The organism is Haloferax sp. ATB1 (assembly GCF_000730175.1).
The window spans coordinates 1-11767 of record NZ_JPES01000117.1 but is presented as its reverse complement, the minus strand read 5'-3'; the positions used below and the strand labels follow the sequence as shown (position 1 = coordinate 11767).

At 66.3% G+C, this 11767-nt stretch carries 9 protein-coding genes and 1 pseudogene; 7 read left to right on the top strand and 3 right to left on the bottom strand.

What is annotated here, in order from left to right:
- Positions 1-40 precede the first annotated feature (40 nt).
- Entirely contained in the window at positions 41-712 is a 672-nt protein-coding gene (locus ATB1_RS19165; RefSeq protein WP_082256490.1) for a helix-turn-helix domain-containing protein, read from the bottom strand.
- A gap of 158 nt (positions 713-870) precedes the next feature.
- On the opposite strand from ATB1_RS19165, the gene ATB1_RS19160 reads away from it, so the two are divergent.
- From ATB1_RS19160 to ATB1_RS19150, 3 genes are all read left to right on the top strand, one after another.
- Positions 871-1911, top strand: a complete 1041-nt coding sequence (locus ATB1_RS19160; protein WP_042666538.1) for a glycosyltransferase family 2 protein — start codon at positions 871-873, stop codon at positions 1909-1911.
- A gap of 105 nt (positions 1912-2016) precedes the next feature.
- Positions 2017-3645 (top strand): right-handed parallel beta-helix repeat-containing protein, encoded by a 1629-nt coding sequence (locus ATB1_RS19155; protein ID WP_241768376.1) that lies wholly within the window; start codon positions 2017-2019, stop codon positions 3643-3645.
- On the top strand, positions 3597-4931 hold the full coding sequence (locus tag ATB1_RS19150; RefSeq protein ID WP_241768375.1) for a glycosyltransferase: 1335 nt from the start codon (positions 3597-3599) through the stop codon (positions 4929-4931). The genes ATB1_RS19155 and ATB1_RS19150 overlap by 49 nt, the downstream gene beginning before the upstream one ends.
- 108 nt (positions 4932-5039) lie before the next feature.
- Here ATB1_RS19150 and ATB1_RS19145 read toward each other — a convergent pair whose 3' ends face one another.
- Positions 5040-7580: a polysaccharide biosynthesis C-terminal domain-containing protein gene (locus ATB1_RS19145; protein WP_042666535.1), complete on the bottom strand. Its 2541-nt coding sequence runs from the start codon at positions 7578-7580 to the stop codon at positions 5040-5042.
- Between the two features lie 130 nt (positions 7581-7710).
- On the bottom strand, positions 7711-8772 hold the full coding sequence (locus ATB1_RS19140) for a hypothetical protein (RefSeq protein WP_241768374.1): 1062 nt from the start codon (positions 8770-8772) through the stop codon (positions 7711-7713).
- A 108-nt stretch (positions 8773-8880) separates the two neighbouring features.
- Here ATB1_RS19140 and ATB1_RS19135 point away from each other — a divergent pair, with 108 nt between their 5' ends.
- The 4 genes and pseudogenes from ATB1_RS19135 to ATB1_RS19120 all read left to right on the top strand — a co-directional run.
- The gene (locus ATB1_RS19135; protein ID WP_042666534.1) at positions 8881-9705 is read left to right on the top strand and encodes a DUF4129 domain-containing protein; all 825 of its coding nucleotides are present in this window, start codon (positions 8881-8883) and stop codon (positions 9703-9705) included.
- On the top strand, positions 9702-10283 hold the full coding sequence (locus tag ATB1_RS19130) for a hypothetical protein (protein WP_042666532.1): 582 nt from the start codon (positions 9702-9704) through the stop codon (positions 10281-10283). Before ATB1_RS19135 ends, ATB1_RS19130 begins: the two co-directional genes overlap by 4 nt.
- Positions 10280-11542: a DUF58 domain-containing protein gene (locus tag ATB1_RS19125; protein WP_042666530.1), complete on the top strand. Its 1263-nt coding sequence runs from the start codon at positions 10280-10282 to the stop codon at positions 11540-11542. The genes ATB1_RS19130 and ATB1_RS19125 overlap by 4 nt, the downstream gene beginning before the upstream one ends.
- Positions 11539-11767: pseudogene (locus ATB1_RS19120) on the top strand (hypothetical protein); the annotation flags it as partial. The gene ATB1_RS19125 and the pseudogene ATB1_RS19120, both read left to right, overlap by 4 nt.

The following is an 11767-nucleotide window of genomic DNA, read 5'->3' as shown; positions in this document are numbered from 1 at the left end:
GCACCCGCGTCGACTCCGCGACGCTCCGCACCCGGCCGGGTTACTGCGACAGCGTCGCTTCGATGAGTCGGGAGATGGCTCGGCGAATCCGCTGTGAGACGCCCGACTTGGAGATGCCGAGGATGGTCGCCAACTCGCCCTGCGAGGACCGCCGCGGCACCTCGAAATAGCCGTTCTCGTGGGCGACGAGGAGCGCCTTGCGCTGTCCCGGGAGGAGCGCCGTCTCGGAGCCGACGTCGGTGTCGCGGGCGACGTGGAGGCGCTTGACGCGAAACGAGATATCGTTGTCGTGGTAGTGTTCTTGCACCCGGTGAAGCGTCGAGTGAGCGGGGAGGTGCATCTGGATGTACCACTTGCTGTTTTCGTGACGGACGGAGATGACCCGGACGCCCATCTCCGTCGAGGACGGGGGAATCAGTTGGACGCCGCTGCCGAAGAGGACGCGAAACCGGCGGTCGGAGCCGACGGAACCGAGGAAGTCCGCCTCTATCACGGTCGGGTCGACGACGAGAGACGCCGCGACCGAATCGACGGCACCCCGTTCGACGATGACGAACGCGCAGTCCCAGCCGAGCCCCTCGGTCGGTTGGAATTCGAGTTCGACCGGCCCCTGATGTCCCGCGACGAACGACGAGAGAATCAGTCTCGGGTCGTCGAGAGTAATCTCCAGATAGATCGGTCGAGCGTCGTCTCCACTACGGTCCTCGTGCATCGCCTGTTGTTCGACAATCGGTACGGGTTATTATGCAGGTGGTAAGCGCCCGTGGCCGCGTCTCGGCGGCTCCGCTCCCGTACCTGTCGGCGGGCTGTCGAACAACTACGATGCCCATAATAACGACGCCGAGACGCCCACGGTTCGATAGGACTCCAATGTACAAAGACAACTCAATCGCCGTCGTCGTGCCGGCCTACAACGAAGAGGGCTACGTCGGGGAGGTAATCGACACGCTCCCCTCGTTCGTCGACGTGGCCTACGTCGTCGACGACGGGTCGACAGACGGGACGTGGGACGAAATCGTGACGCACGCCGACGCGTTCAACGAGGACCACACCCCCGAAGCGTCGGCGTACGACGACGTGGTCGTCCCGATTCAACACGACGAGAACCGCGGGGTCGGCGGCGCGCTCAAGACCGGCTACCTCCGCGCGCTCGAAGACGAAGTCGACATCACGGCCGTCCTCGGCGGCGACGGGCAGATGAACCCCAACGAGCTGGCGAAGTATCTCGACCCCATCGCGGAGGGCGACGCGGACTACGCGAAGGGCAACCGATTCATGGAGCAGGCGGACCTCGACGCCATGCCGGGGTACCGCCTCGTCGGCAACTCCATCCTGTCGTACCTGACGAAGTTCGCCAGCGGCTACTGGAAGACGATGGACCCGCAGAACGGCTACACCGCGATTTCCCACGAGGCGTTGAAGCAGGCCGACATCGAGAACATGTACGAGTACTACGGCTACTGCAACGACCTGCTCGTCAAACTCAACGCCGAGAACCTCCGCGTCGCGGACATCGCCTGCTCCGCGGAGTACCTCTACGACGACGACTGGAAGAGCCACATCGACTACGGCGAGTACGTCCCGCGCGTCTCGGGCATGCTCCTCCGGAACTACTTCTGGCGGCTGAAAAACAAGTACATGCTCCGCGATTTCCACCCGCTCGCGGCGTTCTACTACCTTGGAACCGCTATCGCGGGCGTCGCAGCCATCGGTCTCATCGGCTCGGGGCTGGCGCGAAACGGCGACGGCGACGACGACGGCGACGCGCCCGGCCTCGGGAGCTGGGCGATCGGTCTCCTCTTCGGCATCACGTTTCTGCTGTTCGGCACGGTCCTCGACCACAACGACAACGAAGCGCTCGAAATTCGGGTCGACGACGACACCTACGACACCGAGATTCCGAGCGAATAAGCGGGTCGACGCGGGAACCAGAGGCCGACGAGATTCGCGGAACGAACTTAAAGGCTGGACATGTGAAGCCGAGGACGTTCGGTAAGATACAACGTTCTCGGTTGTATGAGATTCACGAAATTTGACGATACCGACGCGAATGACTCCCGTGGTCCGAAGTTCACGCGGCGCTCGTATCTCCTCGGAGCCGTCGGAACCCTCGCGGCCGGAAGCTACCTGTCACACCCCGTCAACAGCGTCGAGGCGAACGCGATGAGCGTCGACGTCCCGCAGGCGTATCTCGACCGGTTCTCGAACGTCGTCAACGTCGTCGACGCGGGGGCCGACCCGAAGGGCACAGAGCCCATCGACGACGTGCTCTCGCGGAACGTGGCGGACGACACGCTCCTCGTCTTCCCGTCGGGGCGGTACCTGATGAACAGGCAACTCCGGAAGACGTCGTTCGACAACCTCGGGTTCTACGGGCCGGACGCGACGCTCACCCACGGCCGAATCGACGCCATCGACAACAACGTCGTCACCGAAGGGGAGTTCACCGGTGCGGCCCGGTTCTTCCGTCTCGGCGTCATCTACGCCCCCGGGAAGGACCTGCTCTTCGAGGGGTTCACGTTCGACTTCACCGCCCCGCAGACCGGGATTCGGGCGGTCGAGGCCTACGTCACCGACGGCCTCGAAGTCCGCGACATCACCGTCGCGGGCGAACACGACACCGGCACCTTCGGGCCGGCGCTGTTCAGCGTGACTACGGCCAACGGAACCGGCACCGTCGAGCGGTTCAGCGCCCCCGACGGCGCGGCCTTCACCGAAGACACCATCGGCGACATCAACCTCGGACCCACCGGGATGCTCATCGACCCGAACAGCGCGGGGACGCTCCGCATCGTCGACTGCGAACTCGGTCGGTTCCCGGACAACGGACTCTACGTCTCGGGCGCGAAGGGCGTCGTCCACGTCGAGGGCGGGACGTACAAGAACAGCACCGTCTCCTCGATTCGGCTCAAGGGGTACGGCAGCAGCGTCCGCGACGCGACGGTCGTCATCGACGACCTCGTCCCCGGCATCAGCCAGCGCGGAATCCGCCTCGACGACGGGGCCGACCTCCGCATCGAGAACACGAGGATCGAAGTCACCGGCTCCGCGGAGAACGCGATTCGCGTCCTCGACAACGCACAGACCGCGGTCATCGAGAACTGTAGCATCGTCCTCTACGACGACGAGGGCTGTGCGCGCGGCATTCAGGTGACTCCCGGCGCGGGCCGCGTCGAGGTCCTCGACACGACAATCGACATCCAGGGGTCGAACTTCGCGATCTACCTGCAGGGCGAAAACGCCCCGGAGGACCCGATGACGCTCGTCAAGAACGTCACCATCACCGGTTCGGCACCGGGCGACGGCCAGCGCGAGGCGATTCGCGTCGAGCGCGCGAACGCCCGGTTCGAGAACCTGACCGTCCACCAACCCGGCGAGAGCTACCGGCGCTGCGCCGAGATTCTCGCGGACGACGCCCTGTTCGTCGGCGGGACCTACGAGTCGACGCACCACCCCTTCATCAACAAGGGCAACCGGACGCGCTTCGACGAGATCACCGCGCGGTCCCTCGGCGGCCGACAGGCCCTGAAGGCTGTACTCTCAGGGGACCGACGTGGTCGTGACGGACTCGGTGCTCCACGGCGGCTACATCGACGGTGGCGCGGAGGCTTCGTCGTCGACAACACCGAGCTGCCGCCCGTCTGAGACGAGCGGGGGCTTACCGACCCGATAATCATGGGGTCGGTACGAAACGGAGGGTAACGCATGGACCACGACCGACTGGCCGACAAGGACCTCCTCGTCGTCTCACACGGCTACAAACACTTCGTCAAGTCGCAGGTCGACGTACTCGCGGCGTACTTCAACTCCGTCACCGTCTGCGTCAGGTACAACTGGTTCGCCGACGCGGCGTCTCGCCTCCCCGTGAGCGGCGGCGAAGGGTTCGGAAAAGACGCGAAAATCGCCCAGACAACGTCCCCGAGAACGTTCGCGTCGTCGAGACCCCGCTTTTCTATCTCCCGGTCGACGTCCAGCGCGAACACCTCCTCGGACAGCAACACGTCCGGAAAGTCAAGAAGAAACTGGCCGACCACCCCGTCTCGTTCGACCTGATTCACTGCCACATGACGTGGACCTCGGGCTACGTGGGCGCGCGCCTGAAAGAGGAACTCGGAATCCCGTACGTCCTCACCGTCCACGCCAACCGCAACTGGTTCGAAACACAGCTCGACTCCGACAACGACCGACTGAAGCGGGCGTGGGCCGACGCCGACCGACTCGTCCGCGTCAACCGCCGCGACCGCTCGAAACTGGAACCGTACAACGACGACGTGGTCCACGTGCCGAACGGTTACAACACGGACGTGTTCGAGCGTCTGTCCACCGCCGCGGCCCGCGAGCGACTCGGCATCGAAGACGACACGCCCGTCGTCTTTGCACTCGGGACGCTGAAACCCCGGAAGGGCTTCCAACACCTGATGCGGGCGACGACGCGGGTCCACGAGACCGAACCCGACGCGCGGCTCGTCATCGGCGGACAGGGCGGCATGCGCGACGAACTCGAATCGCTCGCCGAGGAACTCGGCATCGACGACCGGACCGACCTGCTCGGCTACGTGGAATCGGAGACGCTCAACGACTGGATGAACGCGGCCGACGTGTTCGTCCTGCCGAGTTACAGCGAGAGTTTCGGCGTCGTCCAACTGGAGGCGATGGCCTGTGGAACGCCCGTCGTCGCCACGAAAAACGGCGGGAGCGAGGAAGTCGTCACGAGCGACGACTACGGCCTCCTCGTCGAGGGACCGGAGTCGCACGACGAACTCGCCGACGCCGTCGTCGACGCGCTCCACAAGCAGTGGGACGCGGACGCGATTCAGTCGTACGCGAACGAGTTCACGTGGGAGAACGTCTGCGAGGAAATCGCCGACCTCTACGTCGAGGTCCTCGACGAAACGACGGAATCCGAGCGACAGCCCGCCACGACCGCGTAGTGAGTTCTCCGGCGCGACACGAGCGCCGCGCTATCTCGTTTCTGATCGGCAGACGGTCCACATAGCACGCGGTCCCGACAGTCGGCGTCAAAAAAGCGAGACGACTCGTCAGAGCGCGCTTCGACCGGCGAGCGCCGCGACTCCCACGGCCAAGACCGAGTGGAACCACGTCGACCCGCCGAGCGGCGACGGAGCCGAAGCGAACCACTGGGTCACCGGAATCGGTTGAGCCATCAGGAGCGTCGACCCGCCGTCGGTCGTATTCGACGTCGTCGTCTCCGTCGAGGTGTCTGTCGAAGTCGTCGTGTCGGTCGTCGAATCCGCGGTCGCGGTGTCCGTGGAGGTTGTCGTCGTCTCTGTGGATGTCGTCGTTTCGGTCGTTGTCGTCTCTGTGGTCGTGGTGTCAGTCGCCGTGGTCGTTGTTTCAGTCGTTGTCGTCTCCGCGGTCGTGGTGTCCGTCGATGTCGTCGTCGTGTCTGTCGGTGTCTCGGTAGTCGTCGTCGCGGTATCCGTCGGCGTGTCAGTCGCCGTGGTTGTGGTGTTGTCCGTCGGCGTATCAGTCGTCGCGGTGGACGTCGTGTTGTTCGATGGCGTGTCTGTCGTCGTCGTCGTGTTGTCCGTCGGCGTATCCGTCGTCGTGGTCGTGGTGTTGTTCGATGGCGTGTCCGTCGCCGTCGTCGCGGTGGATGTGGTGTTCGGCGTGTCCGTCGACGTCGCGGTGGTCGTCTGGTCGTCGTCACCGCCGCCGCCCCAGAACCACCCGCCGTCGTCGTCCGAATCGGTCGTCGTCGTCGTTGTCTCCGACGGCGGGCTGGTCGTGTTCGTCGCCGTCGGCGTGCCGTTTGTCGGCGTCTCCGTCTCGGTCGACGAAGTCGTTGGGTCGGGCGTGTCAGTCGTTGTGACCGGCGCATCGGTCGTCGGCATCGGCGTGTCGGTCACGGGAGTCGTGTTGTTCACTTGCGGCACCGGCGAGTCGCCGTCGACCGAGGGAGCGATGCCGACGCTGGGGACGCCGACGGCGAGGGCGACGCCGGAGACCGAAAGCAGGATTCCGGCGACGAGGAGGACGCGCTGAAGCGTGTTCTTGTGCCGGTCGGTCCACGATTCGTTGCCCCACGAGGGACCGCCGGCGTTGATGCCGCCGCGGCGGCCCTGTATCGCGGTGGCGCGGGGACCGACGGGGGCGGGGAGCGAACTCAGCAGGTCCAGCGCCTCGTCGGCGTCCACGGCCCCGACCATGAACGCCACGGTCACGAAGACGAGGAGGCCGACGACCGGAACGACCACCAACGCGAGGAGGCTGCTCTCGATGGTCATCGAGAGCAGGAAGATGGGCACCCCGGAGATGAACCCCGTCGCGAGCACGCGCACGATGCGGGCGTCGGAGAACGGCTTGAATCCGAGGTAGCGCGCGCTCGCGAGGTTGAACACCGGGAGCGAGGCGTACCCCGTCGTCGTCGCCACGGCGGCCCCGAGGATGCCGTACCGCGGGATGAGGACGACGTTCAGGACGATGTTCAACGTCGCCGCGGCCCCGGTCGCCGCGATGAGCGGCTTCATGTCGGCCTTTGCGTGGCTGATGGCGAGGATGGGCCGGACGACCGCGAAGCCGATTGTTCCCGGGAGGAGGATGAGAAGCGGCGTGACGACCGGCATCGACCCGGAACCGAGGTAGAGCGGGACGAAGTCCCTCGCGAGCGCCGCCAATCCGAGCGACAGGAGGATGATGACGAGCATTCCGTAACGGGTGACGCGGGAGGCGATCTCGTTTATCTGGTCGATTCGCTCGTCCGCCCAGAGGTCCGAGACGGACTGCACGAGCATCGACTGAATCGAGCGGGGGATGACCCAGAGGAACTGGCTGATGACCAGCGCGGACTTGTAGTAGCCGACGCGCGTCTCGGTGACGAACGACGCGAGCATCAGCACGTCGACGTGGTACATCGACGTGAGAAACAGCATGTAGACCACCGAGAGATGGTTGAAGCTGAACAGCTCTTTGGTCGGAAAGCCCCGCGGCGTCGTGGTGAAGACGCCGCGAAGCGAGATGTTCTTGCGGACCCACCACAGCGCGAGCAGCGCGACGAGGCTGTTGACGACGATGAGACCGACCATCAGCCCCCCGATTTCGTACCCGAGATAGGCGATGCCGATGAGCGCGAGTCGGGTTCCGACCTTGTTGAGCACGCGAAGCGGTTCCGAGAGGTGCTCCTGTTTGAGACCCATCAGGGACCGGCGGGCGTACTCGCGGAACTGCGTGGCGATGGTGAGGCCGGCGAGGCCGTAGAAGCCGACGACGTACTCGGGACCGAGGAACCGCGTGACGATACCGAACCGCGCGACGGCGGCGAACGCCAGCGCGGTCAGCACCGCGAGAACCGTCCCGAGACGGAAGTAGTACCCGAACACGTGGGTCTGCCAGTCCGAAATCGAGCGGTCTTCGGCGAGGAACTTCCGGGCACCGCTGTTGATGCCGGAACTCATCAAAATCGTCGAGATGCCGAAGACGGCGGTGAGCGTGCCGTAGCGACCGTACAGTTCGAATCCGAGCGTCGTGATGAGAAGCGGCGTGAGGACCACCGAGGACAGCACGATGAAGATGCGCCCCCCGAAGATAGAGAGGAACGCGGTGACCATGTTCCGTTTCATTCACACCACCCGCCCGCGTCGCTCTCGCGGAGTCCGCCCGCGGGGGCGACGCGCGGAGACGAACGTCGTATCGGTCGCTGACCGCTTGCTGTTCGGTGATTCGTGTACATAAATAAACGAGCGCGGAAGCTTAGTCGGCGGACTCTATCTCGATAGAGACCGAGTCGCCGTTCTTGAGGTAGTAGTCGGTCGGGTCGACGGACTCGCCGTTCACGGTGACGCTCACGGTCCCGTTTTCACCGTCGTACGGGTAGGTCGTTCCGTTGTAGGTGACGCTCTCGTCGGTCATGTTGATGCCGTCGAGCGTCGACATGCCGTAGGCGAGCGTGACGTGCGCGGAGTGCGCGTGCCACGGGTTCGAGTGACCGCCCTCGAAGTGGAAGTGGTCGTTGTGACCCGCCTGCTGGTACTTGTCGCGGCTGAAGTCGACGGACTCGCCGTCGACGGAGAAGTCGATAGTGCCGTGGACGTGGAGCTGTTCCGGCGGGATGTACTCGCCGGGAGCGGTGACGTTCGAGTCGTCGGTCACGACCAGCACCCACACCTTGTCGTCCGATTCGAGCGTGTACTCCTCGGGGTCGACCTCGTGGCTATCGACGCGGTAGATGAGTTTCGTCCCGTCTTCGGACTCCTCGTAGGTCTCGCCGTCGTAGGTCAGCGACGACTCGGTGGCGTCGACGTCCGCCGCGTCGAGCGCCTCCACGAGCGTCGTGCTCTCGTTCGTGTGCCACGAGTCGACGTCGCTCATGTGAATCGGCGCGTCCTCGTCGAGGTCCTCTGTGAGGCTCACGCGCTCGCCGCCGACCATGACGGCCATCTGCCCGGTGTACGCCGCGTCGACGGTCGACTCGTCGCTGGCGTTCGTCGGCGAGTCGTGGCTGTGTGAGTCGGAGTCTGCGTCGGAGGCGGAATCCGACGACTCGTTCGTCTCGTTCGCGGACGTCGTCTCCGCGGCCGTCGCGTCGTCCGTAGACGTCGTTTCGTTCGCGGCCCCCTCGACGTCGGACGCGGTCATCTCCGTCGTGTCCGCGGTGTCAGTCGCCGCTGTCGTGCCTCCCGCGTCGCCGCCCGCGAACGACGAACAGCCGGCCGTCGTCATCAAGAGCGCGACGAGGAGGGCGATACTCGCACGTTTCAGTGTCTTGGATGGAATCTCCATCTCGAACTCGAACGAGACATCACAGTCACCCACCGTTATTATCGACTACGTAGCGGCGGCTTATCAGCCCGATAATTAGTATGGCCGGGAGCGGCCCTACACGTATCGTGATACGCCTAGACACCCGCGGAGGTTGGTCGGATGGACAGTGACGTGCTCGTCACGCTCGGACTGGCTCTCGTGTGTCTGTTCGTCGTCGCTTCGGCGGCCGGGTCCCTCGAATCGGCGGTCGATTCCTCCCCGAGCGAGGCGATTGACCTCGACTACGCATCGCTCCCGCTCGACAGAGGCGACGCCAGCGACATCAAACGCGAATACCAGACGCTGACGGACGGCCCGAGTCAGCAGGAACGCAGCAGTCAGCAGTCGTCACAGTCGGACCAGTCCAGTTCCACCGGTCCCGACGACAGCGACAGCGACTCCGCGTCGGAGCGTTCGAACGCGCAGCGCGACCAGTCGGACGGGCCGGGAGAGACCCCGGACGAGACGAACCCGCTGGAGCGCCTCATCGACGCCCTGCTCGCGCTCCTCTCGCGCCTCGTCGAACTGCTCGTCGCACTGGCCGGCGTCGTCGCCCTCGCAGTCGTCGTCCGATACCGGCGACGCCTCGCCGAACGCCTGCGCCCGCTCGTCGCTCGGTTCGGGAGCGACGACTCCGGAACGGGGCCGACCGCCGGCGACGACAACCGTGCCGCCGACCTGCCGCCCGCCCCGGAAAACGAGGTCACCGAAGCGTGGTACGAGATGGTCGAACGCCTTCGACTCGACGACCGTCAGTTGCTCACGCCCCGAGAGCGAGCGGCGGTCGCCCGCGAAAACGGGGCCGACGCGAACACGGTGTGGTCGCTCACGGAACTGTTCGAGGAGGTCAGATACGGCGGCGCGCCGGTGACCGAAGACCGACGCCGTCGGGCGCGGGAGTACCTCGAACGCCTCGACTCGTCCGGGGGGAGGGACCAGTCGTGAACCGCCGACGGATACTGTTCGGTCTCCTCGGTCTCGGGTGTCTCGCCGTCGGAACGGTCGCGCGGGGAATCGGCCCCCGAACGACGGCGCTCGTCTCCGAACTGGGCGGTGACTACGTCCTCGTGGCCGCGCTCTCCGGCATCGCGCTGCTCGCGGCGCTCCCGGTCGTCGTCTCCGGCCGCGAGAGCGAACTGCAGCAGGTGGAAACGCCGGACCCGGAAGTCCCCGTTCGGGCCCCGCCCGCGGGTCGCGACTTCGACGAGACGGTTCGTGGATGGGAGTATCGAACGCCCGTCTTCGGGGACAGCACCCGAAAGCGCGTGAAAACGCGGCTCCGGACGGCGGCCGTCGAGGCGGTGATGCGCGAGCGGAACTGCGGTCGAAGCCGCGCGCGGCGACTCGTTCGACGCGGCGAGTGGACCGACGACGCCGAGGCGGCGTCGTTCCTCGGGAGTCCGAACCGGTCGACGCTCGTCACCGCGCTCAGCGCGCTTCCGCGACGGCGGACGCCCGCTGAGTTCCGCGCCCGGCGGGCCGCCGAGGCCGTCTACGCGGTCGATGGAGGTGCGGACCGATGACGACGCCGCAGGAGACGAACCGCTGGCGCGGCGTCGTCGCCGTCTCGCTCGTCGTCGCGGCCGGCGGGCTCCTGGCGCAGCGACAGGAGCTCCTCTTTCTGTCGACGGTCGGCATCGTCTTCGCGGCGTACCACCGGGTCGTCCCGACGCCCACGCCGGACCTGACTCTCGAACGCCGCGTCGACACCAGTTCACCGGCGGAAGGCGACGAGGTCGAAATCGAGGTCGCGGTGACGAACGAGGGCGACGCGACGCTGTACGACTGTCGAATCGTCGACGGCGTCCCCCCGGCGCTCTCCGTCACGGACGGCCCGGCGAGGAGCGGGATGGTGCTTCGACCCGGCGACACGCGGACGTTCTCGTACGCCGTCGAAGCCGAACACGGGCGGCACGCGTTCGACGACGCCACCGCGGTCGTTCGGGACGCCAGCGGCGACAGGGAGGTCGAAGTCGACGTTCGGGCCGCGGACGAGACGGAACTCGACTGCACGGCGGAGATTACGGAACCGCCGCTCCGGTCGCAGACCCTCGACACCGTCGGCGGCGTCACCGCGAACGGGATGGGGTCGGGCATCGAGTTCCAGCAGACGCGGTCGTACCGCCGGGGCGACCCGGTCAGTCAGATCGACTGGAAGCGGTACGCCTCCTCCGGCGAGTTGACGACCATCGACTTCAGGGAAGAGCAGGCGGCGTCGATCCTCGTCCTCGTCGACGCGCGAGCGGTCGCCTACAGGGGGCCGCCCGGGGAGACCCACGCCGTCGACGCGGGGGTGTCCGCCGCGGCGCAGTTGACGGCCTCCCTGCTGAAAGGCCGGAACCGCGTCGGTCTCGCCGCGCTCGCGGCCGAAGACTGCTTCCAACTGCCGGGCGCGGGTCGGGAACACCGACTCCGGTTGCGGAAGCTGCTTTCGAGGCACTCGGCGTTCTCCGCGAAGCCGACCGACGCCGACCAGTCGGTCGACGCGCAGGTCGAGTCGTACCTCGGTCGGCTCGGCGAGCAGACGCAGTTGCTCTTCGTCTCGCCCGTCTGTGACGACCTCGCCGTCGAGGTCGCGCGTCGGTTCGACAGCCACGGCCACCCGGTCACGGTCGTCTCGCCGGACGTGACGGCGGACGAGACGGCCGGCGAGCGACTGGCGGTCGCCGAGCGACGCAACCGACTGCGGGCGCTCCGTCAGGTCGGTATCCCCGCCATCGAATGGTCGCTCGACGACCCGCTCGCGCTCGCAATCGACGCGCAACGGGGGGTTCGAATATGAGCGGAGCGGGAGCGGTCACCAGACGGCCGGCGCGACTCAGCGCGGCGCTGTCGCTGTTCGCCGCCGCGCTCTCTGTATCCGTCGTGGTCTCCGGCGCGTCCGCGGGGACGTTCGCGGCCGTGGCCGGACTCGTCATCACGAGCGAGGGCGCACACCGCTTCAGAACGGAACGGCGACTGCTCGGCGTGCTCGGCCTGCTCGTCGGGGTCCTCGTCGCCGTCGGCG